The sequence below is a fragment of the Mycobacterium sp. genome (assembly GCF_035570115.1).
Classification (GTDB): domain Bacteria; phylum Actinomycetota; class Actinomycetes; order Mycobacteriales; family Mycobacteriaceae; genus Mycobacterium.
The window spans coordinates 55,736-82,327 of record NZ_DATMLH010000240.1 but is presented as its reverse complement, the minus strand read 5'-3'; the positions used below and the strand labels follow the sequence as shown (position 1 = coordinate 82,327).

The window sequence follows — 26,592 nt, the reverse complement described above, 5'->3', positions numbered from 1 at the left end:
GCACGCATCGTGTACTGCAATTCGGTGTGCGCGGGGATGACGTTGGCGACTTGCCCGCCGTCGGCGACGATGCCGTGCACCTGCTGCCCCGGTGCCAGCTGCTGGCGCAACAGCCCGATCGCCACCTGCGCGACGGTGACCGCGTCGGCGGCGTTCACCCCCAGGAACGGCGCGGCTGACGCGTGAGCTTCTTTTCCGCGATAGCTCACCCGGACCGCGGACAGGGTCAGCGACCGGGCAGCCGCGATGTCGACCGGACCGGGATGCACCATCACCGCGAGCGAAAGGTCGTCGAAGACTCCGGCGTTGAGCAGCAAGACTTTTCCGCCACCGAACTCCTCAGCGGGCGTGCCCAGCAGTGAAACCGTCAAACCCAACTCGTCGGCGACGTCGGCCAGCGCCAGTGCGGCGCCGACGGCCGCTGCGGCAATGATGTTGTGGCCGCAGGCATGACCGATCCCGGGCAGTGCGTCGTATTCGGCACAGACCCCGACAGTCAGCGGACCACTGCCGAAGTCGGCACGAAACGCGGTATCCAAACCGCCCGCGGCCGCGGTGATCTCAAAGCCCCGCTCGGCCACCTATGTCTGCGTCTTGGCGCAACTGCGGTGCTCGGCGAAGGCCAGCTCCGGCTCGGCGTGGATCGCATGCGACAACGCGACGAGGTCGGTGCTGCGACGCCGCACCGTGTCCTCGACCTGATCCAGCACCGGGATTGCGGCCATTGTCGCAGTATCTCACCGACTAAGCTCGCGCACTGTGACCGGTCCGCCCGACCCCGACGCGCTCGCACGGCGGGCGGCGCAGTTCATCGCCGACGGCACCGGAATCGTCGAACACGATGTCGCGATCGTTCTGGGGTCAGGCTGGGCGCCTGCTGTTGCCGCACTGGGCCCGACAACCGCGGTGCTGCCAATGGCCGATTTGCCTGGTTTCACCCCGCCGACCGCGGTGGGCCACACCGGTCAAGTGTTGTCGGTGGGTATCGGTCAGCACCGCGTGCTGGTACTGGCCGGTCGCGTGCATGCCTACGAGGGCCATGACCTGATACACGTCGTGCACCCGGTGCGGACGGCGTGCGCAGCCGGCGCACGCGTCGTCGTGCTCACCAACGCGGCCGGTGCGCTGCGCCCGGACCTGGCCGTCGGCCAGCCGGTGCTGATCAGCGACCACCTGAACCTGACCGCACGGTCTCCGCTGATCGGGGCCCAGTTCGTCGACATGGTCGACGCTTACGCACCGCGACTGCGGGCACTGGCCCGTAGGGTCGACCCAACGCTGGCTGAAGGCGTGTACGCCGGGCTGCCTGGGCCGCATTATGAGACGCCCGCCGAGATCCGGATGCTGCGAACACTGGGCGCCGATCTGGTGGGCATGTCCACCGTGCACGAAACGATTGCGGCGCGCGCGGCCGGCGCAGAGGTCCTGGGCGTGTCGCTGGTGACGAATCTGGCGGCCGGGATCACCGGTGAGCCCCTCAGCCACGGCGAGGTACTCGCCGCCGGCGCGGCCTCGGCGACCCGGATGGGCACTTTGCTGGCTGACGTGGTCGCGCGACTCTGAGGGCTGGCGTGACACCGCAGGATTGGATCGCGCACGACCCCGACCCGATCACGGCCGCCGAGCTCGCCCGGTGCGATCACGCCGAACTGGCCGCACGATTCGCCCGGCCGCTGACGTTCGGCACCGCGGGACTGCGCGGTCCAGTCCGAGGTGGGCCGGACGCGATGAACCTCGCCGTGGTGCTGCGTGCCACCTGGGCAGTTGCGACGGTACTCAGCGGTCGAGGCCTCGGCCGTTGCACGGTGGTTGTCGGGCGCGACGCTCGGCACGGCTCGGCGGTATTCGCGATAGCAGCAGCCGAAGTGCTTGCCGCCGCGGACTTTTCAGTGGTGCTGCTTCCGGACCCGGTGCCCACACCGGTGCTGGCGTTTGCCGTACGACACACCGGCGCAGCAGCAGGCATCCAGATCACCGCATCACACAATCCGCCGACCGACAACGGCTACAAGGTGTACGTCGACGGGGGAATTCAGATCATCTCCCCCACCGACCACGAGATCGAAACCGCTATCGCCGTCGCCCCCTTCGCCGACGAGATCGTCAGGGCGCACGTCGAACCGGCTGATGCAAATCTGGTCGAGCATTACATCCAGCGGGCCGCCCGGGTCGGGCACGCGCCGGGCTCGGTCCGGGTGGCGCTGACACCCTTACACGGCGTGGGTGGCGCGGTGGCCGTCGAAACGCTGCGACGCGCAGGCTTCGTCGACGTGCATACCGTCGCTGGCCAGTTCAGGCCCGATCCCGACTTCCCGACCGTCCGCTTCCCCAACCCCGAAGAACCCGGCGCCACGGACGCGCTCCTGGCGCTGGCCCAAGACGTCAACGCCGAGATCGCGATCGCGCTGGATCCCGACGCTGATCGCTGCGCGGTCGGGATAGCCACACCGGCGGGCTGGCGGATGCTCTCCGGTGACGAGACCGGTTGGCTGTTAGGCGATTTCATCTTGTCCAGAACCGAACCGGGCAAGCTCGCCACCAGTGTGGTGGCGAACACCGTGGTGTCGTCGCGGATGCTATCCGCCATCGCCACACACTGGGGCGCGCGCCACGCAGAGACCCTGACCGGCTTCAAATGGCTGGCCCGCGCCGATGCCGACTTACCCGGCAGCACATTGATCTACGCCTACGAGGAGGCGATCGGCCACTGTGTCGACCCGGCCGCGGTCCGGGACAAGGACGGCATCAGCGCCGCGGTGCTCGCCTGTGACCTGGTCGCGACGCTGAAACAGCAGGGCCACTCCGTGCTCGACGCTCTGGATGACCTGGCCCGCCGATTCGGCGTGCACGTCGGCGCAGCGGTGTCACGGGCGGTGGCCGACGCGGACGAGGCGACCGCACTGATGCGGCGGTTACGGCATTCGCCGCCGAGTCGTCTGGCCGGATTCGCCTCGACTACAACGGATCTGCTGCAGCGCCCAGGCCCGGATCGCACCGATGCACTGATCTTCACCGGCGGCGACGCCGACACGTCAGCACGGGTCGTGGTCCGACCGTCGGGCACCGAGCCGAAAGTCAAGTGCTACATCGAAGTTCGATCTGCGGCGACCGCCCATCTGGCCACTGCTCGCCGTCGCGCCACCGCGCTCTGCGACGAACTGGCGTCGTCGGTGCGACACTGGTGACTCAACGCGGCCCGAATTGGCGGTCGCCGGCGTCGCCGAGGCCTGGGAGGATGTACGCCACATCGTTGAGGCGCTCATCGACGGCTGCGGTGAACAACCGCACGTTGGGCGCTGCTTTCTCCAGCGCCGCAATGCCTTCCGGCGCGACCACCACACACAGCACGGTGATGTCGTGGGCGCCGCGACGCTGCAGCAACCCGATGGTGTGGGTCATCGACCCGCCGGTGGCCAGCATTGGGTCGAGGACAATTACCGGTTGGCTGCGCAGATCGTCGGGCAGTGACTCCAGATACGGCACGGGCAACGCCGTTTCCTCGTCGCGGGCGACACCGACGAAGCCCACCCGCGCCTCCGGTAGCAGCGCATGCGCCTGATCGACCATGCCCAGCCCGGCCCGCAACACCGGCACCAGCAGCGGTGGATTGGCCAGCCGTGTTCCGGCCGTCTCGGCCAATGGTGTGCGCACAGTGACCGTCTCGCGGGGCGCGTCACGAGTGGCCTCGTACACCAGCATCAGCGTTAGGTCACGCAACGCCGCACGAAACCCCGCACTATTGGTGTGCTCGTCGCGCAATGTGGTCAGCCGGGCCGCGGCCAGCGGGTGGTCAACGACGCGGACGTCCACGGGACTCGACTCTAGCCCGCTGACGATGCAGAGCGCGCAGCGCGATGAGGAGGAAGCGGGCCATCAGAGCTAGCCCGCTGACGATGCAGAGCGCGCAGCGCGATGAGGAGGAAGCGGGCCATCAGAGCTAGCCCGCGGCCGCGGCTCAGGCGCCGAAGAAGTTGAAGATGTCGAACCCGTAACCGACCAGGTCGATCAGTGGCTGCCCGGAGATCAGCGGCGCCCCGTCCAAGATGGCGTCCGGGCTGAGCGACGGGATGCTCGCCGTCAGGTCGGTCCACGTAGTGAGCAGCGATGCGTCCAGCTGGTTGGTGGCGTCATAGCCCGACAGCAGCGAGTCGACGAACGACGACGGCAGCGGCGCCTGTCCGGCATCCTCCAGAAGGTCGTCGATCGGGCCGACGAACGTCTGCACCCCGGCGTATTCCATGCCGGCCAGCATCTGCAGCGGATCCATCTTCGGGTCGAACCCGGCGACGCCGGACTCGACCAGTTGGCCGGTCGCATCAACCGTCCAGGGACCGGCAGCACCGATCGGGTCGACCCCGTTGACTTCGATGCCGGCGCCCGGATCGCCCGGGTTGCCGTAGGCCCAGTCGTCGGACAGGCTCGCATACGGGTCGAAGAGATCGTAGAAGAACAGCCCCGCGGGCCCACCGTCGTACATGAACGCCAACGTCGGCAGCGGCGCGGGAATGTCGTAGAAGGTGGTGTTCCCGATGGTGCCGAGATCGATCATGTTGGTGGTGTCCAAGTTCACCCCGGGAGTCGGATCCGGGTAGTAGGGGTGCACCGTCTCGATCCCGATGAGGGCGTTGATGTCGGCGAAGATGTTGCTGGGGTCCTCGGGAAAGTCGGCCCAGCCGTCGTACTCGCCGGTGTAGATGTCGGTTGTGAAGGGGTCGGTCGGGGTGGTTGCCAGGCTGAGCGGGATGTCCAGGAACGGAAGATGTTGAGGCTCAGGGCTCAAGCTGAATTGGCCGACGCCGTCGGGAAACTGGAAACGGTCCAGGATGCCGCCGATCGGGCTGTTGGGGTCACCGAGCAGCGTGAAATTCAGGTCGCTCAGGTTCACGCCGGACGGCGTGTTGTTGATCAAGTCGTTCATCTCAACGGTGGCGACGGTCGCGCTCTGCGAATAGCCCAGCACGGAGACGTCGTTTGCGCCCGGCGAGTCCGTGAGTATCGCGCCGTTCAGGGCCATGACGCCTTGGTTAACGGAGTCGGCGAAAGTCAGGTCAGGCTGGCTGGCATTGCAGATGATCGGACAGAACTGCTCCGGTGTTTCCAGGCCGGAGTAGCTGTAGTCGTTGTTCGGGGGCAGGTATTGGCTCAGGTAGAGCGCTTCGACACTGTTGAGGTAATCCTGGTCGGGTATCGGGTTTCCGGTGCCGCCCATGATCAAACCGTCGTTGGCCAGCAGCCGGGCTTCCGCGATGATCGCTTTCACGCCGAACACGAACGCCGACGTCATCATCGACGTCACGCCCATTATCGCGACGCAGCTGATCGCCAAAAGCACGTAGACCGGCGAGCGCAACCTCAGCCCTGACATCGCGACCTCCCAGCCGTATCGCGCCAGCCGAGAATGCAGCCATAGATCGCGTTCTATTGTCCCCGGCCCGGCGATTGGCAAACATCATGTCCTGTTCGGGCACCCGTCATGTTGCAATTCGCAATTTTGTCCATCGCGCTTAGCAACCCGACACGCCTGCGCGTCGACCGATGAGCGCGCGCAAGAACCATATACTCCCGCCATGCCGCGCCGACCATGGCGGAATGACAAACGATATCGAGCGGTCAGCCTCTTTGGTGTACTGGCGGTTTCCGCTGCGGTGATGTCGTGGCCGTCGGTTCATCAGGCCCACAAGACCGGTCCAGTGGACTTCAGGGCGGCCGCGGTTCCTACCCCCGCACACGTCGTCGTGGTGGTGGAAGAGAATCGCTCGCAAACCAACATCATCGGAAACAAGTCGGCGCCCTATATCAACCAGCTGGCCGCAAACGGCGCGATGATGGCGCAGTCCTTCGCCGAAGTGCATCCGAGCGAACCCAACTACTACGCCTTGTTCGCCGGCAACACACTGGTCAACGACAACGTCTGTCCTGTCAACGCCGGCAACACGCCAAACCTCGGTTCGGAATTGCTTGCAGCCGGTTACACCTTCGCGGGGTACGCGGAGAGCCTGCCTGCGGTCGGCTCGACGGAGTGCAAGGCGGGGAAGTATGCGCGCAAGCATGTGCCCTGGGTCAGCTTCAGCAATATCCCCAGCTCCTACTCGCTTCCGTTTTCTGCGTTTCCGGCCCCAGGAAATCCTCAGAACTACGCCAACCTGCCGACCGTCGCGTTCGTCACCCCCAACCTCGACGATGACATGCACGACGGCTCGATCGCTGCGGGCGACACTTGGCTGTATCAGAACTTGTCGCAGTACGCGACGTGGGCGAAAGCCAACAACAGCCTGCTGATCCTGACCTGGGACGAGGACGACAACACCTCCCGGAATCAGATTCCGACGGTCATCTACGGGGCGAACGTCAGACCCGGCGCCTACGGCGAGACCATCAGCCACTACAACGTGTTGTCCACGCTGGAGCAGATGTACGGGCTGCCTAAGCTCGGCTACGCGACCAGAGCGCCCGCCATCACTGACATTTGGGGGGCCTGACCTCGAATCATCGCGGGCAGCAACCGGCTGACCGCAGCCTGGCGTCCGGCGGCCGCGCGGCTCGTCGCTATTGTGTGCCGCATGCCTACTGACCTCGTGCCTATCCGCTTGAGCCTGACCGACGGTGACCGCTACACCGTGTGGGCGCCTCGTTGGCGCGACGCCGGCGACGAGTGGGAGGCGTTTCTGGGTAAGGATGAGGACCTCTACGCTTTTGAGACGCCCGCTGACCTGGTGGCATTCGTACGCACCAACACCGACAACGATCTGGTGGACCATCCCGCGTGGAAGGGGCTGACCGAGGCCAACGCGCACAAGCTCGAGCCCGCCGACGACAAGCAATTTGATCTGATCTCGGTTGAAGACGTGGTCTCCGATAAACCGACCGAGGAGTCGGTCACGACGCTGGCGAACGCGCTGGCGATCGTCTCGTCCATCGGGTCGGTCTGCGAGCTGCCGGCGGTGATGAAGTTTTTCAACGGCAACCCCACCTTGGGCACGCTGTCGGGGGGAATTGGCCACTTCACCGGCAAAGCCGGTCTCAAACGCTGGCATGCGATCGCCGAGGTCATCGGGCGCAGCTGGGATGACGTGATCAGGGCGCTGGATGAGATCGTCAGCACTCCGGACGTGGAGAGCGCCGCATCGGAAGCCGCCGCCGCCGAGCTGGCCGAACCGGTCGAAGAGGAGCACGTCGAAGAGGAAGATCTGGAGATCACCGACGACGGCGCCGACGAGGAACAGACCGAGTCCGCGGCCGAAAGCGTCGACGACACCGACGCCCGGGACACCGGAAAGGCCCGTACCACCGCCACCGATGTCGTGCTGGGCGGTGACGAGGACTTCTGGTTGAAAGTCGGCATCGACCCGATCCGGATCATGACCGGTGCCGGCACTTTCTACACGCTGCGCTGCTATTTCGACGACCGGCCGATCTTTCTGGGACGCAACGGTCGCATCAGCGTGTTCAGCTCGGAGCGGGCGCTGGCCAGATATCTCGCCGATGAGCACGACCACGATCTGTCCGACCTGAGCACCTATGACGACATCCGTACTGCGGCCACCGACGGCTCGCTGCGGGTCGACGTCACCGACGACAACGTCTACGTCCTTACCGGGCTGGTCGACGATTTGGCCGACGGGCCCGATGCAGTGGACCGTGAGCAGCTTGATCTGGCGGTCGAGCTGCTTCGCGATGTCGGGGACTACGCCGAGGACAACACCGTCGACGAAGCGCTTGCGACGGATCGCCCGTTGGGCAAGCTGGCGGCCTATGTGCTCGAATCCGACTCGGTGAGCAAGCCCGCGCCTCCCTACGCCGCAGCGGTCCGGGCATGGGAGGAGCTGGAGCGGTTCGTGGAGTCGCGGCTAAGGCGCGAATAGCGCCGCAAGCCGCCGACGACATCAGCGCGAGCGTCGCGGCTAAGGCGCTGGCAAGTGATCACGGCGGATTCATCGGGCAGCCAGTCGAATTCGCGAAGACCCTGCGTAGGGTGCTCGGGGATACGTCGCCTTGGGTGCGGCCGGGTGCCGGCTAGCCAATCAGCACGGCGAAGCGCGGTTTGATGACTTCATCGATGATCGCGAGCCGCTCGTCGAAGGGAATGAACGCCGACTTCATCGCATTGATGGTGAACCGTGCGAGATCACTCCAGCCGTAACCGAACGCGTCAACGAGAAGCAACATTTCGCGGCTCATCGTCGTATCGCTCATCAGCCGGTTGTCGGTGTTGACGGTGACCCGGAACCGGGCCCGCGCCAATAGGTCGAACGGGTGCTCGGCGATGCTGTCGACCGCACCGGTCTGGACGTTGGAGCTGGGGCACAGCTCCAACGGAATCCGCTTGTCCCGCAATATCGATGCCAATCGGCCCAGTCGCACCGTGCCGTCCTCGGCGACGTCGATGTCGTCGACGATCCGCACCCCGTGGCCCAGCCGGTCGGCACCGCAGAACGCGATCGCCTCATGAATCGACGGCAGTCCGAACGCTTCACCGGCATGAATTGTGAAGCGGGCGTTGTTATTTCGCATGTACTCGAAAGCGTCCAGGTGCCGGGTGGGCGGGTAGCCGGCCTCCGCGCCGGCGATGTCGAATCCGACCACGCCCTTGTCGCGGAATCGGATCGCCAGCTCGGCGATTTCGCGCGACAGCGCGGCGTGCCGCATCGCGGTAACCAGACACCGCACGACGATAGGTCGCCCAGCGGCTGCGGCCGCCTTTTCCCCATCGGCGAAACCCGCCAGCACCGCGTCGACGACGGCGTCGAATGAGAGTCCCCGACCGATGTGTAATTCCGGGGCGAAGCGCACCTCGGCATACACCACCGAGTCAGCGGACAGATCTTCCACGCATTCGTAGGCGACTCGGTGCAGCGACTCGGGCGTCTGCATCACCGCGACGGTGTGCGAGAACGGCTCGAGGTAGCGCTCCAGCGATCCGCTGTGCGACGAGGTTTGAAACCAGCGCGTCAGTTCATCGACCTCGGTGGCGGGCAAGCCGTCATAGCCGGTCTGGCCGGCGATGTCGATCACCGTCGCCGGGCGCAGCCCGCCATCGAGGTGATCGTGCAACAGCGCCTTCGGCGCTTGTGTGATCGTCTCGAAAGTCAGGGGCGTCGTCATCAGGTGATCCGATCGATGATCAGCGGTCGCGGGACGGGTTGCGTGTCGACGACGCTCCAGCCTGCGTCCAACTCGGCCAGCGCGGGCTCGAAGCGTTCCGGGGTGTCCGTGTACAGCGTGAACAGCGGTTCGCCGACGGCCACTGGCTCCCCGGGACGGCGGTGGATCCGGATCCCGGCGCCGGATTGCACCACCTCACCCGGGCGAGACCTGCCCGCTCCGAGCCGCCACACCGCCAGCCCCACTGCCATCGCGTCGATATCGCCCATTCTGCCGCTCCGACCGGCGGTCACGGTTTCGGAGTACTTACCAACCGGCAACGGTATGGACAAGTCACCGCCCTGCGCGGCGACCAGCGCGCGGAATCGATCCATCGCGCTACCGTCGCGCAGCGTCTGTGCCGGATCCCTCTCATCGATGCCCGCGATCTGGAGCATCTCGCCGGCCAGCGCCAGGGTCAGCTCCACCACATCGGGCGGTCCGCCGCCGGCCAGTACGTCCAGCGCTTCGGCGACTTCAAGTGCGTTACCGGCGGCCGCGCCCAACGGAGCGTTCATGTCGGTCAACACCGCGCAGGCCGGCAATCCATGCTCTGCGCCCAGTGCCACCATGGTCTCGGCCAGCTCACGGCACTGCGATTCCGACCGCAGCAATGCGCCGGTACCGACCTTGACGTCGAGCACCAGCGCGCTCGCACCTTCGGCGATCTTTTTGCTCATCACCGAACTCGCGATCAACGGCAGCGACTCGACGGTGGCCGTGATATCGCGCAGCGCGTAGAGCTTCGCGTCGGCGGGCGCCAACCGGCCTGCCGCGAAGATGGCCGCGCCGACCTCGTAAAGTTGTTGGCGTACTTGGCTATTCGTTAGATCCGCGGTGAAGCCAGCGATGGATTCCAACTTGTCCAGGGTGCCGCCGGTATGGCCGAGTCCGCGGCCGGAGGCCTGCGGCACCGCGCCACCGCAGGCCGCGACCACCGACACCAGCGGCAGCGTGATCTTGTCTCCGACCCCGCCGGTGGAGTGTTTGTCCACGGTCCGCAGCCGATGGCCGTCGCGCCGCAAATCGGTGAAATCCATCCGCTCACCGGAGGCCACCATCGCCGCCGTCCATCGCGTGATCTCGGTGTAGTCCATGCCCTGCAAGAAAATGGCCATCAACAAGGCCGACATCTGTTCGTCGGCGATCCGCCCGGTGGTGTATGCGTCAATGACCCAGTCGATGGCGGCGTCCGACAGCCGACCGCCGTCGCGTTTGGTCGCGATGACCGTCGGCGCGTCGAACCTCACGTGCGACGCTCCTGCTCTCACCGGGCGAGATCCTCGGGACCGAACGGCTCGGGCAGCAAGTCGCCGAGCCGCCGCGGCGCGTCGGGATGGTCGATGAGCAGGTCCGGGCCGCCGTGTTCGAGCAATACCTGACGACACCGGCCGCACGGCATCAGCGGCGAGCCGGCCCCGTCGACGCACGCCAGTGCGAGCAGCCGGCCGCCGCCGCTCGAATGCAGCGCGCACACCACGGCGCACTCGGCGCAGAGACCCAGGCCATATGAGACATTCTCCACATTGCAGCCGGTGACTATCCGCCGATCTTCGACCAACGCCGCCGCACCCACCGGAAACCGCGAGTAAGGTGCGTACGCCCCACGCGCTGCTTGGATAGCCTTGTCCCGCAGCAGCTTCCAGTCAATTATGTCGGTCACGGTCGCGATACCACGCTGGTTGGGAACGCATCGGGCCACCTCATTCACTGTCGGCTAATTCACAAGGTCACCCTAGATTCTTCACACCGAAAAGCGTTGGCGGACACGAACCGGACCATTCATCGGTACAAATGGGTTTAGAGTCGCTCCCGACGGTCCCACACGACGGTCTCCATCGATACGGGAGGCGCTGATGACGACGGCGACATCTGCGAATCCGGCCACGCCGACACCGCGGGACGGATCGTCGCGCGGACGGCGCCTACGACGAACCCTCTACCGCGGCGATCCGGGTATGTGGTCATGGGTGCTGCACCGCATCACCGGGGCGACCATCTTCTTCTTCCTGTTCGTGCATGTGCTCGACACCGCGCTGGTGCGGGTAAGCCCGCAGACCTACGACGAAGTCATCTCGACCTACAAGACTCCGATCGTGGGTCTGATGGAGCTCGGCCTGGTGGCCGCGGTGCTTTATCACGCGCTCAACGGGATCCGCGTCATCTTGATCGACTTCTGGGCACGAGGCACCCGCTATCAGCGGGCGATGCTGTGGGCGATCGCGGTCATCTGGTTGGTGGTCATGGTTCCGGCGACGGTGGTGGTGGGCATCCACATGATGGGACGGTTCGGATGAGCTCCCCCGACCTTCAACTGGGCCGCGGCCAGCTCGCGCCGGTGCGGCAGCGCAGCCACGACCGTCCGGCAAGCCTGGACAATCCGCGCGCGCCCCGCCGGCGGGCCGGCATGCCCAACTTCGAGAAATACGCCTGGCTGTTCATGCGGTTTTCCGGCGTCGTGCTGGTGTTCTTAGCGCTCGGGCACTTGTTCGTGATGCTGATGTGGGACAACGGTGTCTACCGCATCGACTTCAACTATGTGGCGCAACGCTGGCACTCACCGTTCTGGCAGACCTGGGACCTGCTGCTGCTGTGGCTGGCGCAGCTGCACGGTGGCAACGGTCTGCGCACCATCATCGACGACTACAGCCGCAAGGATTCCACCCGCTTCTGGCTTAATGCCCTGCTGGCGTTGTCGATGGTCTTCACTCTGGTGCTGGGGACCTACGTGCTGCTGACGTTCAACCCGAACATTTCGTGAAAGGCGAATGTGTTTACGCCACCTCCTCCTCATCGCTTGGCTCTGCATCGTCGGCGGCGGCCGTGATCTCCCAACACCGATACGACGTGGTGATCGTCGGCGCGGGCGGTGCCGGAATGCGGGCGGCCGTTGAGGCCGGACCCCGGGTGCGCACGGCGGTGCTCACCAAGCTCTACCCGACCCGCAGCCATACCGGCGCTGCCCAGGGCGGCATGTGCGCCGCGCTGGCCAACGTCGAAGACGATAACTGGGAATGGCACACCTTCGACACCGTCAAGGGCGGCGACTATCTCGCCGACCAGGACGCGGTGGAGATCATGTGCAAGGAAGCCATCGACGCGGTGCTGGACCTGGAGAAAATGGGGATGCCGTTCAACCGCACCCCGGAGGGCCGCATCGACCAGCGCCGCTTCGGCGGGCACACTCGCGACCACGGCAAGGCCCCGGTACGCCGCGCCTGTTACGCCGCCGACCGCACCGGCCACATGATCCTGCAGACCCTGTACCAGAACTGCGTCAAGCACGACGTCGAGTTCTTCAACGAATTCTATGTGCTCGACCTGGTGCTCACCCAGACCCCGAGCGGTCCGGTCGCCACCGGTGTGGTCGCCTACGAGCTTGCCACCGGCGAGATCCACGTCTTCCACGCGAAGGCCGTCGTGATCGCCACCGGAGGGTCGGGCCGGATGTACAAGACGACGTCCAACGCGCACACCCTCACCGGCGACGGCATAGGAATCGTCTTCCGCAAGGGACTCCCGTTGGAAGACATGGAGTTTCACCAGTTCCACCCAACTGGGCTGGCGGGGCTGGGCATCTTGATTTCCGAAGCCGTTCGCGGTGAGGGTGGTCGGCTGCTCAACGGCGAAGGCGAGCGATTCATGGAGCGCTACGCGCCGACGATCGTCGACCTGGCGCCCCGTGACATCGTCGCGCGATCGATGGTGCTCGAAGTGCTGGAGGGCCGCGGCGCCGGCCCGCACAAGGACTACGTCTACATCGACGTCCGCCACCTCGGCGCGGACGTCCTGGAGGCGAAGCTGCCCGACATCACCGAGTTCGCGCGCACCTACCTGGGCGTGGATCCGGTGAAGGAGCTGGTCCCGGTCTACCCGACCTGCCATTACGTGATGGGCGGCATCCCGACGACCATCACCGGACAAGTGTTGCGGGACAACACATCCACCGTCCCGGGCCTGTACGCGGCCGGAGAGTGTGCGTGCGTGTCGGTACATGGCGCCAACCGGTTGGGCACCAACTCGCTGCTGGATATCAACGTATTCGGCCGACGCGCCGGAATCGCCGCGGCCAATTACGCCATGGGTCACGACTTCGTCGAGTTGCCATCGGAACCGTCCGCGATGGTGGTCGGCTGGGTTGCCGATATTTTGTCGGAACACGGCAACGAACGCGTCGCCGACATCCGCGGGGCGCTACAGCAGACGATGGACAACAACGCCGCGGTGTTCCGCACCGAGGAGACCCTCAAACAGGCACTCACCGACATCCACGCGCTCAAGGAGCGCTATTCCCGAATCTTCGTGCACGATAAAGGAAAGCGCTTCAACAGTGACTTGCTGGAAGCCATCGAGCTGGGTTTTCTGCTCGAGCTGGCCGAAGTCACCGTGGTCGGCGCTTTGAACCGCAAGGAATCCCGTGGCGGGCATGCTCGCGAAGACTATCCCAACCGTGATGACGTCAACTACATGCGTCACACCATGGCCTACAAGCAGGGCGGCGACTTGCTCAGCGACATTCGGTTGGATTTCAAACCCGTAGTCCAAACCCGTTACGAGCCAATGGAACGGAAGTACTGATGAGTTCGGTTGTCGAGAGCGTGCAAGGCGCGGATCCACCGTTGCCGGCGATCCCCGAGGGCTCGGTGATGGTGACGTTGAGGATCGCCCGGTTCAATCCGGAAAACCCCGACCAGTACGCCGATTCCGGTGGCTGGCAAAGTTTTCGGGTGCCATGCCTGCCCAGCGACCGGATGCTCAATCTGCTGATCTACGTCAAGAGCTACCTCGACGGCACACTGACCTTTCGGCGGTCCTGCGCTCACGGAGTCTGCGGCTCCGACGCGATGCGGATCAACGGTGTGAACCGGCTGGCCTGCAAAGTGCTGATGCGCGACCTGCTTCCGAGCAAGCCCCGCAAGCAGCTGACCATCACGATCGAGCCGATCCGCGGGCTGCCGGTGGAAAAGGACCTTGTCGTCGACATGGAGCCGTTCTTCGACGCCTACCGCGCGGTGAAGCCGTACCTGATCACCAGCGGTAACCCCCCGACGCGAGAGCGGATCCAAAGCCAAACCGATCGCGCGCGCTACGACGACACCACCAAGTGCATCCTGTGCGCGTGCTGCACCACCAGCTGCCCGGTGTTCTGGAATGAGGGCAGCTACTTCGGCCCGGCGGCCATCGTCAACGCGCACCGGTTCATCTTCGACAGCCGCGACGAGGCCGCTGCCGAGCGCCTCGACATCCTCAACGAGGTCGACGGGGTGTGGCGCTGCCGCACCACGTTCAACTGCACCGAGTCCTGCCCGCGGGGCATCGAGGTGACCAAGGCCGTTCAAGAGGTCAAACGCGCGTTGATGTTCACCCGCTGAGTCGATTGCCTAGGCTCTCCACAGCTGGGAATAAGCTAATATACAGTGACGTTCACTACGTTATGCAGTTCGGCCAGCAATACGCGGAAGATCGCGCCACACGCGCAACCACGCCCAGCGTGAAGCCCCGCCGGTACCAGACCAATGCAAGCCTGAGTCAGCCACCGACAAAGGCGCCGGAGCGACCAGTGCGCGAGTACGTGACCAACGTCAGCTGGCGCGCGAATCGGATGACGCCAGCCGCCTGACCGGTCCGCGCCGGGCCACGGATCCGCGTCGCTCAGCTGGGGGAAGCGGGCGCGCCCGACGTGAAAGCGGTTAGCTAACACCAACGCTGAAGGTGTTGCTCCAGAGCCGGCTGCACTCACCGTCCGGATCGGGGCGATTGTCGGTGACAGCGATGCACAGCGTCCCTGCCACGGCGGTGGGCAACTCCGCGTAGAGGTGGCCGTTACGGTCGGTGGTGTAGGTGAGGTAGTCGCTGACGTCCTCCCCGGGCCGGGTGATTTTGACGGCCACGACGTGATCGGGCAGGAAGTCGACGCCGATGACCACGCCGCCACGGGTGGCGGTGATGGTCGGGGCGGTCGGTGATTCACCTCTGTTGGGGTTGTCAGCTTTGGCGGCGGCCATGGGTTCCTCCAGAGCACCTTCGTCGAGCCGGCCCCGTGCCGAGACTTCGACCACCGATCCGATCGCGATAGGGCTTCTCAAATCGCATACTCGGCGCACGGATATGTGCAAGGGGTCGGTCCGGCCATCGGACCGCGCCCTCGATCTAGGTCAGGGTTGCCGTAATGCTGCGCCGATGCGACGGGCCGTCTGCGATACCAGGTTGGAAAGGTGCGGGGGTAGCGTGTGCGAACACATCAGGACCGTCACCGCTCCGGCGAACGTTCCATTCGGCCAGCACACCGGGGCTGCTAGCCCCCTTTGAGTCTTCGTCGCTCGCGCCAAATCTAAGGCCGGCATGGCCGGGCGCCTGGAGTAATCCACTACTCGAATTCCCAAGCAGCTTCTTGGGCGCCCGACAATCAGTAACAGCCGCAGCAACTTCGGAAGCGGCCGCTGGTCGCCGAGCGCTCGTGAGCGCTTGAGCGACACTCGACAAACCACGTCACATTGTGGGCGGCTGCGCCGTCTGACTGATATGACACAGAAAACCCGCATCGAACCGCTGCCTCTGGAACGGGCCAACTGGCTCATCCGCGTCATGTACCGGTACGCCAAGCGGCGCTTCGGCGAGGTCCCCGAGCCTTTCGCGGTGGTCGCGCAGCACCCTCGGCTGCTGGTCGCCAACGCCGTCCACGAGACCATGTTGCAATCGGCCGCACGCAAGCTGCCGGTCAACGTGCGCGAGCTGGCGGTGTTTTGGACTGCGCGCACCGTCGGCTGCTCGTGGTGCGTCGACTTCGGGTCAATGCTGCAGCGCCTCGACGGCTTGGACATCGAGCGCCTCGAAGACATCGACAACTACGCCACTTCGCCGCGTTTCACCGACGACGAGCGGGCCGGCATCGCGTATGCGCACGCGATGACCACCGACCCACACAGCGTCACCGACGAGCAGGTAGCCGACCTGCGGGGTCGCTTCGGTGACGACGGCGTGGTCGAGCTGACCTATCAGATCGGGGTGGAGAACATGCGCGCCCGGATGAATTCCGCGCTGGGCATCACCGAGCAGGGCTTCAATTCCGGTGACAGTTGCCGCGTTCCATGGAGTACCGGGCCCAGCGAGGCGGGCGAATCCGCAGCGCAGCGCTAGAGTGGCGGCATGCAGGTCTGGGAGCTGGGGCCGGGTCGGCTCATGGTTGCCGGCGTGTTCTCCGATCTCGCCGTCCACCATCACCCCGCGGTTCAAGTCACCGTCGGTGGACGGGGTCGTTTGACCGTTACCCGAGACGGCGACGTCCACGACGTATGCCGGTTGGTTGTGGTCGGCAGCGGAGCGCGCCATGCCGTGCGGTCAGATTCGGAATCCGCCGGTTTGACGCTGTACTTCGGGCTACAGACACCACAAGGCATAGCGCTGAACGCGTTGGCCCGTCACCGCGGTCAGCATCGTGGTATTTGGATCGTCGATGGCGGAGCGGAACTGGCCGAGGCAACAGCCACGTCGCTGGCCGCAAACGGCCCGCAGGCCGCGGCTGATTTCCTCGTCGATGAGCTTTGCCGGATGAAAGGCCGATGCTCTGGCGGCCCGCGATCGGTTCACCCGCAGCTACGGCAAGCGATCGAAGTCGTGTCGAGCCGCGTGCCGGACCATGTCGATGTGGCTTCGGTCGCTGGCGCCGTTGCGCTATCACCGGATTACCTCGGGCGACTGTGCAAACAGCAAACCGGTATCTCGTTCTCGGCCACCATCCGTTGGGAGCGGCTGGTGACCGCCGTGGGCCACCTCATTGACGGTCGCTCCGTCACCGACGCCGCGCACCTGGCCGGGTTTGCCGACGGGTCGCACGCCAACAAGGTGTGCTGGGAGATGACCGGGGCGGCGCCGCACGAATTCGCGCAAGCGGTTCGCGAAACTCAGATCTGACGGATCCATACAAGCGACCCCGTCCGGGTTAGCTCACGCTTGAAGGCATGCCCGAGATGTCATCCTTTGAACGTGCCTTCTGCTGCGGCGCCGTGTGGCGTTCCAGCAGCGCGACCATCGCGGGTGAACTCCGCGCCCAACGACTAGGTCGCGACATTCTGGAAATCGGCGCCGGCAGTGGATCTGTTGCCAAGCAGCTGCTCTCCACCAATCCCGAACTTGGCTGGACGGCAATAGATATCGACCCGCTCATGGTGAATGCGGCCGCCACGCGGCTGCGTGAATTCCCCAACGCTTCGACGAAGACGGCCGACGCGACCGCGCTACCGTTCCCCGGCGAATCGTTCGACTCCGTCGTCAGCTGCCTGATGCTGCATCACATCATCGACTGGGAACGCGCGGTCGCCGAAGTGACACGTGTGTTGCGACCCGGCGGAACCTTCGTTGGCTATGACCTAACCCGCACACCGCTGGCCAGTCTGTTTCACCGTTTGGACGGCTCGCCGCATCGGCTGATCGCGCCCGACGACTTCCAGGACGAGTGCGCGCGCAACGGGCTGACCATCAGCCTCCAGTCCCGCCTTCTCGGCCACGTCATGCGATTCGTCGCGCACAAGAACTGACATCGCGAAAGGAGCACATGTCATGTCAACACCATTAGGTATCCGCGCTCGGGCCGCAGCATTCCGCGGCATCTTCGGGTTGCCCAAGCCGGTTCGCCGGTTGATCGCAGGGCCACCGATACGAATCGACGGACAAGAACTAGACCTCGACGCACAGCTCGCCCTCGCCCTCAAAAACCGTTCGGGCTCTGATGTTTTCGCCGGGACCGTGGAAGAGGCCCGAGCGCGATATGACGGGCTTCCGGGCATCATCGGGTATAAACCGCCGGTACCTGTCGCGACGCGGGAGATCGCGATCCCCGCCGAGCACGGCGACATCCCAACCACCCTCTACACACCCGCGGACCTGCCCGAGCCCTCGGGCCTGCTGGTGTACTTCCACGGCGGCGGCTTCACCGTCGGCTCACGCGTTAGCCACGACCCGGTCGCCCGTTATCTGGCAAGCAACGCCGGTGTGCGGGTGCTCTCCGTCGAGTACCGACGCGCGCCGGAGCACCCGTTCCCGGCTCCCGTGCAGGACGCGATCGCCGCGTTCGAATTTGCGCACCACCACGCCGCCGATCTCCGTGTCGACCCAGACCGCATCGCGGTCGGCGGTGACAGCGCCGGCGGCAACCTCGCGACCGTTACCGCGCGACAAGCGGTGCAGCGAGGCGGCGCGGTCCCGGCGTTTCAGCTTCTGCTGTATCCCCCAACGGATCTCAGCACGCGTCGGCCATCGCGTGATCTCTTCGCCGAGTGCTCCACCTTCACCGAGCGGAATCTCCAATGGGTAATGGCCAACTACATACCGGCGGGAACCGATCTGCGTGATCCGCGACTGTCACCGCTGCACGGCGACCTCGCCGATTTGCCACCCGCATATATCGCCAGCGCCGGTTTCGATCCGCTCCGCGACGAGGGCGAGGAATACGCTGACAAACTGCGGGCCGGCGGGGTGCCGGTATCACTGAGCCGCCAAGCCGACCTGCCTCACGCATACCTCAACTTTGTCGGCATCGGAGGGCGGTTCGCCGAGGCCGCCAGCGAAGCCGCTGAAGCACTGCGACTCGGCCTGGCCCCTACGCACCTAAACGCGAACCACGCAGCGGAGAGCCGGTGAACTTGTCGGGGTTGGCGATATCCCATATCGCGCAGACCTTTCCGTCCCGCACTGTCATCGCGGTTATCCGCGGCGCCATGCCTCGATACCCGTCGGTGCCGGCGAAACCCGCGGTGTAGGAACCCAGTTCGCCGTTGATCAACGCCAGCTGGTTCGCAGTGAAGAACGCCGGGCCGTACCGGCGGATCAGGCCGAACATGAACCGGGCCACCTTGTCCGGCCCGTGGATGACCTGAACCGCCGTCGACGTCTTGCCATTCGCGTCGCCGGTCAGGGTCACGTCGGGGTGCAACAACGCCACCACCGCGTCAAGATCGCCGATGGCCATGGCGGCCATCAGTTTGCCGACTACCTCGTTGTGGTTGGGATCGGGTGGTGGTGCCGGCTCCGCGGCTTTCCTCCCCAGGGCTTTGCGGGCCCGCGAGGCCAACTGTCGGGCGGCGGCTTCGCTGATGCCCAGCACGTCGGCCACTTCCGCGAACGGCACGCTGAAGCCGTCGTGCAGCACGAACGCAACCCGCTGATCGGCGCTGAGCCGTTCCAGCACCACCATCGCCGCGAAGCGGGCATCCTCGCGGGCTACGACGCTAGACAGCGGATCAGTGTCGTCGAATCCGGTGACCACGGGTTCGGGCAGCCAGTGGCCGGTGTAGGTTTCGCGGCGATGTGCCGCCGATCGCAACCTATCCAGCCCGAGCCTGCTGACCACCGTCGTCAGCCAGGCCCGTAGGTCGGTGATCGCGCTGTCATGTCGATTCCAGCGCAGCCAGGCTTCCTGGACGATGTCCTCGGCGTCGGCCACCGTTCCGGTCACCCGGTAGGCCACCGCCATCAGATGCGGCCTCAGTGCCTCGAACTCGGTGACCTGCGTGGAGGTCATGGCCCGAGCCTAGCGCGGTGACGGCGAGCGCCGGAACGGCGCGAGTGAGGAACCGGGCCATCGAGCCTAGCGCTACGCTCGCGAACGAGATGACCGACAACCTCTGGCTGCACTTCGCCCGGCACGGCCCGGGCATCACGCCGCCGATCATCACGCGGGGCGAAGGCGTGACGATCTGGGACGACCGCGGCAAAAGCTACCTCGACGGGCTGTCCGGTCTGTTCACTGTGCAGGTCGGCCACGGCCGCACCGAACTGGCCGAGGTGGCTGCCCGGCAGGCGAGCACCCTGGCATTCTTCCCGCTGTGGGGGTACGCCACCCCAACCGCGATCGAGCTCGCCGAGCGCCTGGCGAGTTACGCTCCCGGCGACCTGAGCCGGGTGTTCTTCACCACCGGCGGCACCGAGGCCGTCGAAACCGCCTGGAAAGTGGCCAAGCAGTACTTCAAGCTGACCGGTAAACCCGGTAAGCACAAAGTGATTTCGCGGTCGATCGCCTACCACGGCACCACCCACGGCGCCCTGGCGATTACCGGGCTGCCCCGGTTCAAGGCACCGTTCGAGCCGGTGACGCCCGGTGGCTTCCGGGTGCCTAACACGAACTTCTACCGCGCACCCGAGCTTTTCAGAGCAGGTCAGCACACCGACATCAAAGCCTTCGGACAGTGGGCCGCGGACCGGATCGCCGAGGCGATCGAGTTCGAAGGACCCGAGAGCGTGGCCGCGGTGTTCCTGGAACCGGTGCAGAACGCCGGCGGCAGCATCCCCCCTCCCCCAGGCTATTTCGAACGGGTACGGGAGATCTGCGACACCTACGACGTGCTGCTGGTCTCCGACGAGGTGATTTGCGCGTTCGGCCGGATCGGGTCCATGTTCGCCTGTGACGACTTCGGCTACGTGCCCGACATGATCACCTGCGCCAAGGGGATGACGTCGGGCTACTCGCCGATCGGCGCCATGATCGCCAGCGAGCGGTTGTTTGAGCCGTTCAACGACGGCAGCACGATGTTCGCGCACGGCTATACATTTGGCGGCCACCCGGTGTCGGCCGCCGTCGGTTTGGCCAACCTCGACATCTTCGAGCGTGAGGGGCTCAACGACCACGTCAAGAACCACGCGCCCAGCTTCCGCGCCACCCTGGAAAAGCTGTACGACTTGCCCATTGTCGGCGATGTGCGCGGCGAGGGGTTCTTCTACGGCGTGGAACTGGTCAAGGACAAGGCGACCAAGCAAATCTTCACCGACACCGAGCGCCGCTCGCTGCTCGGTCACGTGTCGTCGGCCCTCTTCCAGGCCGGGCTGTATTGCCGCACCGACGACCGCGGCGACTCCGTCATCCAGTTGGCGCCACCGCTGATCAGCGGCCAAACCGAGTTCGACACCATCGAAGCCATCCTGCGCAGTGTGCTGACGGATGTCGGGAGTCGCCTGTGACCAAACCGAAGATCGACCCGATCCGGTGGCAACCACCGCCCTCACGGCCGCTACCCGATCCCGACCTGGTGGCGACGCTGCACGTGCTGCCGCTACCCGGCAACGCGCCGGAGGATGTCGTCGCCGATGCCGAAGGGAACATCTGGACCGGTGTCGAGGACGGACGCATCATCCGGATCACCCCCGACGGCGCCTCGACGCAGGTGATGGTCAACACCGGCGGGCGACCGCTCGGCTTGGCGGTCGCCCGCGACGGGCGGCTGCTGATCTGCGACAGTCACCGCGGCCTGCTGCGATACGACCCCGGCAGCGGGACGCTGGAAACGTTGGTCGCCGAGGTGGCCGGGCGAGCGTTGACGTTCTGCTCCAACGTCGTCGAATCCTCAGACGGCACAATCTTTTTCACCGAGTCGACGAGCCGCTTTCACTACGAGTACTACAAGGGCGCAGTAGTCGAGGGACGGCCCACCGGCTCGCTGTTCCGGCGTGATCCCGACGGTGCGGTGACCGTGCTCGCGTCAGGTCTGCACTTCGCCAACGGCGTCACGCTGACCACCGACGAGTCGGCCTTGGTATTCGCCGAGACGACCGGCTGCCGGCTGTCCAAATACTGGCTCACCGGAAGCCGGGCGGGCTCGATCACCGCACTGGTCAGCGATCTGCCGGGTTACCCCGACAACATCGCGACGGGTCACGACGGCAGGATCTGGGTCGCCATTGTCTCGGAACGAAACCGGCTCAGCGAGGGGCTGGGTCCGCGCGCGCCGGTCATCCGCTCGCTGTTATGGCGACTGCCCTACCGGTGGCTGCCGAACCCGAAGCCGACGGTGTGGGTGGTCGCATTCGACCCCGACGACGGCCACGTCGTAACCCAGCTTCGCGCCCAGCATCCGGCCTTCGGCCTGGCAACGGGAGTGGTGGAAACGCCCGGCCGGCTCTGGCTGGGCCGCATCGGTGGCCCGACGATCTGTTACCTGGATTTGTAACTTCTGCAACACCAGTCACAGCGCGGCTTCCAGGAATCGGGCCGCTGATCGCCTACTCTGCACACACGATGCCTCATTTGCGACCTTTCTTACGCGATGCGTCATGCCTGGCAGCGGCGGCTTTCCTGGTCACGGCACCCGCCGTGGCGGGCATGCCGATCGCGATCGCCGAGCCCAGTCCCGCACACGACACGTGCCCGTACAAGGTGGCGACCCCGCCGGCGGTGGACTCGTCAGAAGTACCGCAGGCGGGCGATCCACCCCTTCCGCTGCCGGTTCCTGCGTCGCCGATCGGCGGTAACGCGCTGGGCGGCTGCGGTGTGGTCACCGCAGCCGACACCCCACCGGTGCCCAACGACATCTCCGCCGAGGCTTGGGTGGTAGCCGATCTGGACAGCGGCGCGATCATCGCCGCCCGCGACCCGCATGGCCGCCACCGCCCGGCCAGTGTCATCAAGGTGCTCGTAGCGATGGCATCGCTGGGCGAGCTCAACCTCAACAAGACCGTCGACGGCACGCCTGAAGATGCCGCTGCGGAGGGCACCCGGGTCGGCGTTGCCCCGGGTGGCACCTACACCGTCAACCAGTTGCTGCATGGGTTGTTGATGCACTCCGGCAACGACGCCGCGCATGCGCTGGCCATGCAGCTGGGCGGCATGCCGGTCTCACTGGAGAAGATCAACATGCTGGCCGGCAAGCTCGGCGGTCGCGACACCCGCGCCGCAACGCCCTCGGGGCTGGACGGCCCCGGCATGAGCACGTCGGCGTACGACATCGGGCTGTTCTACCGATACGCTTGGGAAAACCCAACTTTCGCTGACATCGTCAACACGCGGACGTTCGATTTCCCTGGGCACGCCGACCGCCCCGGCTATCAGCTGGAAAACGACAACCAGCTGCTTTACCACTATCCGGGGGCGCTAGGCGGCAAGACCGGCTACACCGACGACGCGGGCCAGACGTTCGTGGGCGCCGCTAACCGGGACGGGCGCCGGCTGATGGCGGTGCTGTTGCACGGCACCCGTCAGCCGATTGCGCCTTGGCAGCAGGCCGCGCATCTGCTGGATTACGGCTTCGCGACCGCCCCGGGCACCCGGGTGGGAACACTGATCGAACCCGACCCGTCATTGGTGGCAGCACTCAAGACATCGGCCGGCGGCGACGCCGTTCCGGGCGCCGCCGCGAGCGCTGCCGCAATCGTGCCGCCCGCCGACGCGCTGCCGGTACGGGTCGGCGTGGCGGTGATCGGCACCGTCATCGTGTTCGGGTTGATCCTGGCCGCTCGCTCGATGAATCGCCGGCCGCAGAACTAAGCTCACGACCGTGAGCGGCCCCCCGCTGTCCGGCATCGGCACGCTGATCGCCGCGGGCACTGTGATACTGGAGCAGGGCATCTGCCGACCGGGCTGGTTGGAAACGTCGGGCCCGCGGATCGTGGACTGCGGGTCCGGTCTGCCACCCCGGCCCGCCGACGTCGACATGCCCCACACGCTGGTAGTGCCGGGTTTTGTCGATATGCATGCGCACGGTGGCGGCGGCGCGTCATACACCGACGCCAACGACGCAGATATCCTGCGCGCGGCGAGGTTTCACCGCCGGCATGGCACGACCACCACGCTGGCGAGTCTGGTCACGGCGTCACCCACCGATCTGCTCAGGGCGGTGGCTGTGCTCGCCGAGTCGACCCGCGCGGGCACCGTCGCCGGTATTCATCTGGAGGGGCCGTGGCTCAGCCCGACGCGCTGCGGGGCGCACGATCCCACGCAGCTGCGCGACCCGGCCCCTGCTGAGATCGACGCGCTGCTGGCCGCAGGCGAGGGCGCAATCCGGATGGTGACCCTGGCGCCGGAACGCGCCGCAAGCAACGACGCGATCACCCGCTTCGTCGACGCCGGAGTAATTGTCGCCGTTGGTCATACGGAGGCGACGTACGAGCAGACCCGTCGTGCCGTCGAGCTGGGCGCGACGGTAGGCACCCACTTATTCAACGCGATGCGCCCAGTGCACCACCGCGAGCCCGGCCCTGCGCTCGCGTTGTTGGAGGATGCCCGGGTGACCGTCGAGTTGATCGCGGACGGCGTGCACGTCCACCCCGCAATGCTGCGAGCGGTCATCGAGGCGGCGGGAGCGGACCGGGTGGCGTTGGTCACCGACGCCACCGCGGCGGCGGGATTGGGCGATGGCGAATTCCAGCTAGGGGCAGTGCAGATCGATGTTGTGGAGCGGGTGGCACGTGTGCGTGGGACCTCGACGATCGCCGGCAGCACGGCGACGATGGATCAGCTCTTCCGCACCGCGGCCGGCCTCGGCTCGGACCGGGACACGGCACTGGCCGCCGCAGTGCAGATGACCTCTACGACCCCTGCCCGGGCGCTGGGCCTGGACAATGTCGGTGCTTTGCGCGCCGGTGCCGATGCCAATCTTGTTGTGCTGGATCGGGACCTACAGGTCGCCGACGTCATGGCCGACGGCGAATGGCAAGCGGAGCGCTAGCTCTTATGCGCTCGGCGTCCAAGCCGAGACTCGAGGCCTCCAGGCCGGGACGTTTTCCCGGTAGTTGACGTACTCGCTGCCGTAGCGCTGAGCGAGGTGAGGTTCTTCCCAGAACCTGATGAAAGTCGCAAGGCACGCGAAGAACATCGCAAACCATAGCAGCAGCCAACCCGACGCCGCGACGGCCGCCTCGCCGAGCAGGATGGCCAGCACGCCGCTGATCATCGGGTTGCGCACATGCCGGTATGGGCCCTGTACGACGAGGTGGACCGGTTCTCCGAGCAGCGTGCCCACGCCAAGCGTTCCCTTGCCCTCTCGGTCGAACAGCAACACGGTCCAGATGAGCAGGCCCAGCCCGCCGGCGATCAGCAGGCCGCCGACCGTCACCAGTCCGGCATTCAGCGGTGAGCCCAGATCCGGCATACGCACGTGGGCCCAGTCGACGATCTGCGCCGGTATCACCAGCGTCATGGTGACCGGGGCGATCAGAACCGAGATCAGATGCCGCCACCACAGCCGTCGTCCACGCGTTTCCGCAACCATCGCGAGCCCCTTCCTTTCTGATACTTCAACTCCCGTTGAAGAACAACCGTACGCCGCCAGATGACCTAACGTCAACGTGCGTTGAAGTATGCTGCTGTGCATGTCAGAGGCCCGGCGTCCCGGTCGGTGGCGGACCGGCCAGCAGAGCCGGCAGCGGATCATCGACGCCGCACGCGAACGTTTCATGCGCGACGGGTACGAACGAGCCGCTGTCCGCGCGATTGCCGCGGACGCCGGAGTGGATGTTGCGATGGTTTATTACTTCTTCGGCAGCAAGGAAGGCTTGTTCAGCGCATCGACGCTGACCGGTCCCGAGCACCCGCTGCACCAGTTGGCCACCCTGCTCGACGAGGGTCCCGACCAGGTCGGGGAGCGACTGGTGCGCCGCTTCCTCGAGCACTGGGACGAAGGCGGTGTCTTCGAGCCGTTCCTGACGCTGTGGCGGTCGGCGGCTATCCAACCGCAGGCTCGACAGGTGCTGCACGACGCCATCGCTGGACCGGTTGCCCAGCGGATCGCCGCGGAGTTCGGAGTCACCGATGCCGAGTTGCGTGTTGAGCTGGTGGCCAGCCACCTAGCCGGATTGGCGTTCGCGCGTTACCAACTCAAGCTCGAGCCGATCGCGTCAACCGCTGTCGAGGACCTGGTCGCCCGGATTGGGCCGACGGTGCAGCGCTACCTGACCGGCGACTAGACGGCGCCGCCGTCGGCGGTCTCCTCAGCCCGGCCGAACAAGAAGGGGTAGGCGATGCCGGCGATCGCCCCGCCGATGAGCGGCGCAAGCCAGAACACCCACAGTTGCGCGGGAGCGCCGTTGCCGTTGAAGAATGCCACGGCGGTGGAGCGGGCCGGGTTGACCGACGTGTTGGAGATCGGAATGGCGACCAGGTGGATGCCGGTCAGTGTCAGCCCGATCGCCAAGCCGGCAAAGCCTTTCGGCGCCCGGGCGTCGGTCGAGCCGAGGATGACGAACAGGAACATCGCCGTCAGGACGATCTCGGCGAGAATCACCGCGCCGAGTGAGTAATGACCGGGTGAGTGTTCGCCGTAACCGTTGGCCGCCATGTTCCCGGTGGCACTGAAGCCGGCCTTGCCCATCGCGATGTAGTAGATCACCACCGCCGCGAGCAGCCCGCCGATCACCTGAACAATCCAATACGCGGGCAGCACTTTCCATTCCACGCGGCGAGCAAACGCGGCCCCCAGCGTGACAGCGGGGTTGAAATGTCCGCCGGAGATCGTGCCGAATGCGTACACGCCGACCAATACGGTCAGACCGAAGGCCAATGCCACGCCAAGATAGCCAATACCCAGCGGGTAGTGGCCGGCGTGAACCTTCGCCGAGAAAATCGCGCTGCCGCAGCCGCCGAGCACCAGCCAGAAGGTGCCGATCGTTTCCGCTGCCAGTTTGTGGAACAGGTTTGGTTCCGACATCGCCTACCCGCCTTTGCGTAGAGCAACTATTCGTGCCCATGAGGGT

Annotated in this window: 25 protein-coding genes and 2 pseudogenes; 17 read left to right on the top strand and 10 right to left on the bottom strand. The window is 65.8% G+C overall.

What is annotated here, in order from left to right; genetic code table 11:
- Positions 1–725: pseudogene (locus tag VNW74_RS22035) on the bottom strand (M20/M25/M40 family metallo-hydrolase); the annotation flags it as partial.
- 34 nt (positions 726–759) lie between these two features.
- Between VNW74_RS22035 and VNW74_RS22030 the strand changes: the two are divergent.
- Positions 760–1,563: a purine-nucleoside phosphorylase gene (locus VNW74_RS22030; RefSeq protein WP_325680734.1), complete on the top strand. Its 804-nt coding sequence runs from the start codon at positions 760–762 to the stop codon at positions 1,561–1,563.
- A gap of 8 nt (positions 1,564–1,571) precedes the next feature.
- Positions 1,572–3,185 (top strand): phospho-sugar mutase, encoded by a 1,614-nt coding sequence (locus VNW74_RS22025; RefSeq protein WP_325680732.1) that lies wholly within the window; start codon positions 1,572–1,574, stop codon positions 3,183–3,185.
- A 1-nt stretch (position 3,186) separates the two neighbouring features.
- Here VNW74_RS22025 and upp read toward each other — a convergent pair whose 3' ends face one another.
- A complete protein-coding gene (gene upp, locus VNW74_RS22020; RefSeq protein ID WP_325680730.1) occupies positions 3,187–3,810 on the bottom strand; it encodes a uracil phosphoribosyltransferase in 624 nt (207 codons plus the stop codon).
- 145 nt (positions 3,811–3,955) lie between these two features.
- Positions 3,956–5,365: a PE-PPE domain-containing protein gene (locus VNW74_RS22015; RefSeq protein ID WP_325680728.1), complete on the bottom strand. Its 1,410-nt coding sequence runs from the start codon at positions 5,363–5,365 to the stop codon at positions 3,956–3,958.
- Between the two features lie 283 nt (positions 5,366–5,648).
- On the opposite strand from VNW74_RS22015, the gene VNW74_RS22010 reads away from it, so the two are divergent.
- Both VNW74_RS22010 and VNW74_RS22005 read left to right on the top strand, forming a co-directional pair.
- Entirely contained in the window at positions 5,649–6,479 is an 831-nt protein-coding gene (locus tag VNW74_RS22010; protein ID WP_414686745.1) for an alkaline phosphatase family protein, read from the top strand.
- A gap of 81 nt (positions 6,480–6,560) precedes the next feature.
- Positions 6,561–7,862: a primosomal protein gene (locus tag VNW74_RS22005; protein ID WP_325680724.1), complete on the top strand. Its 1,302-nt coding sequence runs from the start codon at positions 6,561–6,563 to the stop codon at positions 7,860–7,862.
- 151 nt (positions 7,863–8,013) lie between these two features.
- Here VNW74_RS22005 and VNW74_RS22000 read toward each other — a convergent pair whose 3' ends face one another.
- Genes VNW74_RS22000 through VNW74_RS21990 form a run of 3 tightly spaced genes read right to left on the bottom strand, consistent with a single transcriptional unit; the run spans position 8,014 to position 10,795 of the window.
- Complete coding sequence (locus VNW74_RS22000) at positions 8,014–9,102, bottom strand: adenosine deaminase (protein WP_325680722.1); 1,089 nt, start codon at positions 9,100–9,102, stop codon at positions 8,014–8,016.
- Positions 9,102–10,391 (bottom strand): thymidine phosphorylase, encoded by a 1,290-nt coding sequence (locus VNW74_RS21995; RefSeq protein WP_325680720.1) that lies wholly within the window; start codon positions 10,389–10,391, stop codon positions 9,102–9,104. Before VNW74_RS21995 ends, VNW74_RS22000 begins: the two co-directional genes overlap by 1 nt.
- 17 nt (positions 10,392–10,408) lie before the next feature.
- Complete coding sequence (locus VNW74_RS21990; RefSeq protein ID WP_325680740.1) at positions 10,409–10,795, bottom strand: cytidine deaminase; 387 nt, start codon at positions 10,793–10,795, stop codon at positions 10,409–10,411.
- A 202-nt stretch (positions 10,796–10,997) separates the two neighbouring features.
- Here VNW74_RS21990 and sdhC point away from each other — a divergent pair, with 202 nt between their 5' ends.
- The 4 genes from sdhC to VNW74_RS21970 all read left to right on the top strand — a co-directional run bounded on the left by sdhC (position 10,998) and on the right by VNW74_RS21970 (position 14,513).
- Complete coding sequence (gene sdhC / locus VNW74_RS21985; protein WP_325680718.1) at positions 10,998–11,438, top strand: succinate dehydrogenase, cytochrome b556 subunit; 441 nt, start codon at positions 10,998–11,000, stop codon at positions 11,436–11,438.
- Positions 11,435–11,902, top strand: a complete 468-nt coding sequence (locus VNW74_RS21980; RefSeq protein ID WP_325680716.1) for a succinate dehydrogenase hydrophobic membrane anchor subunit — start codon at positions 11,435–11,437, stop codon at positions 11,900–11,902. The genes sdhC and VNW74_RS21980 overlap by 4 nt, the downstream gene beginning before the upstream one ends.
- A 62-nt stretch (positions 11,903–11,964) precedes the next feature.
- Positions 11,965–13,719 (top strand): succinate dehydrogenase flavoprotein subunit, encoded by a 1,755-nt coding sequence (gene sdhA, locus VNW74_RS21975; RefSeq protein WP_325680714.1) that lies wholly within the window; start codon positions 11,965–11,967, stop codon positions 13,717–13,719.
- Positions 13,719–14,513, top strand: a complete 795-nt coding sequence (locus VNW74_RS21970) for a succinate dehydrogenase iron-sulfur subunit (RefSeq protein ID WP_325680712.1) — start codon at positions 13,719–13,721, stop codon at positions 14,511–14,513. Before sdhA ends, VNW74_RS21970 begins: the two co-directional genes overlap by 1 nt.
- Positions 14,514–14,831: 318 nt before the next feature.
- Here VNW74_RS21970 and VNW74_RS21965 read toward each other — a convergent pair whose 3' ends face one another.
- A complete protein-coding gene (locus tag VNW74_RS21965) occupies positions 14,832–15,227 on the bottom strand; it encodes a hypothetical protein (protein WP_325680710.1) in 396 nt (131 codons plus the stop codon).
- Between the two features lie 400 nt (positions 15,228–15,627).
- On the opposite strand from VNW74_RS21965, the pseudogene VNW74_RS21960 reads away from it, so the two are divergent.
- The 4 genes and pseudogenes from VNW74_RS21960 to VNW74_RS21945 all read left to right on the top strand — a co-directional run.
- Positions 15,628–16,278, top strand: a pseudogene (locus tag VNW74_RS21960) (carboxymuconolactone decarboxylase family protein); the annotation flags it as partial.
- A 9-nt stretch (positions 16,279–16,287) separates the two neighbouring features.
- Positions 16,288–17,052, top strand: a complete 765-nt coding sequence (locus VNW74_RS21955) for a helix-turn-helix transcriptional regulator (RefSeq protein ID WP_325680708.1) — start codon at positions 16,288–16,290, stop codon at positions 17,050–17,052.
- A gap of 47 nt (positions 17,053–17,099) precedes the next feature.
- Positions 17,100–17,675 carry a class I SAM-dependent methyltransferase gene (locus VNW74_RS21950; protein WP_325680706.1) on the top strand — a complete coding sequence of 192 codons (576 nt, stop codon included), beginning with the start codon at positions 17,100–17,102 and terminating at the stop codon, positions 17,673–17,675.
- A 22-nt stretch (positions 17,676–17,697) separates the two neighbouring features.
- A complete protein-coding gene (locus tag VNW74_RS21945; protein WP_325680704.1) occupies positions 17,698–18,777 on the top strand; it encodes an alpha/beta hydrolase in 1,080 nt (359 codons plus the stop codon).
- Here the strand turns inward: VNW74_RS21945 and VNW74_RS21940 are convergent.
- Positions 18,737–19,657 (bottom strand): sigma-70 family RNA polymerase sigma factor, encoded by a 921-nt coding sequence (locus tag VNW74_RS21940; protein ID WP_325680702.1) that lies wholly within the window; start codon positions 19,655–19,657, stop codon positions 18,737–18,739. The two genes, VNW74_RS21945 and VNW74_RS21940, sit on opposite strands and share 41 nt — an antisense overlap.
- A gap of 89 nt (positions 19,658–19,746) precedes the next feature.
- On the opposite strand from VNW74_RS21940, the gene VNW74_RS21935 reads away from it, so the two are divergent.
- The 4 genes from VNW74_RS21935 (at position 19,747) to nagA (ending at position 24,569) form a co-directional block, all read left to right on the top strand.
- Complete coding sequence (locus VNW74_RS21935) at positions 19,747–21,090, top strand: aspartate aminotransferase family protein (protein ID WP_325680701.1); 1,344 nt, start codon at positions 19,747–19,749, stop codon at positions 21,088–21,090.
- The gene (locus VNW74_RS21930; RefSeq protein ID WP_325680699.1) at positions 21,087–22,076 is read left to right on the top strand and encodes an SMP-30/gluconolactonase/LRE family protein; all 990 of its coding nucleotides are present in this window, start codon (positions 21,087–21,089) and stop codon (positions 22,074–22,076) included. The genes VNW74_RS21935 and VNW74_RS21930 overlap by 4 nt, the downstream gene beginning before the upstream one ends.
- A gap of 77 nt (positions 22,077–22,153) precedes the next feature.
- Positions 22,154–23,389 carry a D-alanyl-D-alanine carboxypeptidase family protein gene (locus tag VNW74_RS21925; protein WP_325680697.1) on the top strand — a complete coding sequence of 412 codons (1,236 nt, stop codon included), beginning with the start codon at positions 22,154–22,156 and terminating at the stop codon, positions 23,387–23,389.
- A gap of 43 nt (positions 23,390–23,432) precedes the next feature.
- On the top strand, positions 23,433–24,569 hold the full coding sequence (nagA, locus tag VNW74_RS21920; RefSeq protein ID WP_414686744.1) for an N-acetylglucosamine-6-phosphate deacetylase: 1,137 nt from the start codon (positions 23,433–23,435) through the stop codon (positions 24,567–24,569).
- A gap of 3 nt (positions 24,570–24,572) precedes the next feature.
- On the opposite strand, the gene VNW74_RS21915 is transcribed toward nagA, so the two are convergent.
- Positions 24,573–25,112 carry an isoprenylcysteine carboxylmethyltransferase family protein gene (locus VNW74_RS21915; protein ID WP_325680695.1) on the bottom strand — a complete coding sequence of 180 codons (540 nt, stop codon included), beginning with the start codon at positions 25,110–25,112 and terminating at the stop codon, positions 24,573–24,575.
- 100 nt (positions 25,113–25,212) lie between these two features.
- On the opposite strand from VNW74_RS21915, the gene VNW74_RS21910 reads away from it, so the two are divergent.
- Positions 25,213–25,806, top strand: coding sequence for a TetR/AcrR family transcriptional regulator (locus tag VNW74_RS21910; RefSeq protein WP_325680693.1), 594 nt, complete (start codon positions 25,213–25,215; stop codon positions 25,804–25,806).
- Here VNW74_RS21910 and aqpZ read toward each other — a convergent pair.
- Positions 25,803–26,546, bottom strand: coding sequence for an aquaporin Z (gene aqpZ, locus VNW74_RS21905; protein ID WP_325680691.1), 744 nt, complete (start codon positions 26,544–26,546; stop codon positions 25,803–25,805). The two genes, VNW74_RS21910 and aqpZ, sit on opposite strands and share 4 nt — an antisense overlap.
- Positions 26,547–26,592 lie beyond the last annotated feature (46 nt).

What these genes read in the sequence shown, in the direction of transcription:
- VNW74_RS21980 (WP_325680716.1), top strand. Translation starts at nt 11,435, where the DNA reads ATGAGCTCCCCCGACCTTCAACTGGGCCGCGGCCAGCTCGCGCCGGTG.
- VNW74_RS21955 (WP_325680708.1), top strand. Translation starts at nt 16,288, where the DNA reads ATGCAGGTCTGGGAGCTGGGGCCGGGTCGGCTCATGGTTGCCGGCGTG.
- VNW74_RS21945 (WP_325680704.1), top strand. Translation starts at nt 17,698, where the DNA reads ATGTCAACACCATTAGGTATCCGCGCTCGGGCCGCAGCATTCCGCGGC.
- VNW74_RS22005 (WP_325680724.1), top strand. Translation starts at nt 6,561, where the DNA reads ATGCCTACTGACCTCGTGCCTATCCGCTTGAGCCTGACCGACGGTGAC.
- VNW74_RS21910 (WP_325680693.1), top strand. Translation starts at nt 25,213, where the DNA reads ATGTCAGAGGCCCGGCGTCCCGGTCGGTGGCGGACCGGCCAGCAGAGC.
- VNW74_RS22015 (WP_325680728.1), bottom strand. Translation starts at nt 5,365, where the DNA reads ATGTCAGGGCTGAGGTTGCGCTCGCCGGTCTACGTGCTTTTGGCGATC.
- VNW74_RS21940 (WP_325680702.1), bottom strand. Translation starts at nt 19,657, where the DNA reads ATGACCTCCACGCAGGTCACCGAGTTCGAGGCACTGAGGCCGCATCTG.
- VNW74_RS21915 (WP_325680695.1), bottom strand. Translation starts at nt 25,112, where the DNA reads ATGGTTGCGGAAACGCGTGGACGACGGCTGTGGTGGCGGCATCTGATC.
- VNW74_RS21950 (WP_325680706.1), top strand. Translation starts at nt 17,100, where the DNA reads ATGCCCGAGATGTCATCCTTTGAACGTGCCTTCTGCTGCGGCGCCGTG.
- VNW74_RS22010 (WP_414686745.1), top strand. Translation starts at nt 5,649, where the DNA reads ATGTCGTGGCCGTCGGTTCATCAGGCCCACAAGACCGGTCCAGTGGAC.
- aqpZ (WP_325680691.1), bottom strand. Translation starts at nt 26,546, where the DNA reads ATGTCGGAACCAAACCTGTTCCACAAACTGGCAGCGGAAACGATCGGC.
- VNW74_RS21970 (WP_325680712.1), top strand. Translation starts at nt 13,719, where the DNA reads ATGAGTTCGGTTGTCGAGAGCGTGCAAGGCGCGGATCCACCGTTGCCG.
- sdhC (WP_325680718.1), top strand. Translation starts at nt 10,998, where the DNA reads ATGACGACGGCGACATCTGCGAATCCGGCCACGCCGACACCGCGGGAC.
- VNW74_RS22000 (WP_325680722.1), bottom strand. Translation starts at nt 9,102, where the DNA reads ATGACGACGCCCCTGACTTTCGAGACGATCACACAAGCGCCGAAGGCG.
- VNW74_RS21935 (WP_325680701.1), top strand. Translation starts at nt 19,747, where the DNA reads ATGACCGACAACCTCTGGCTGCACTTCGCCCGGCACGGCCCGGGCATC.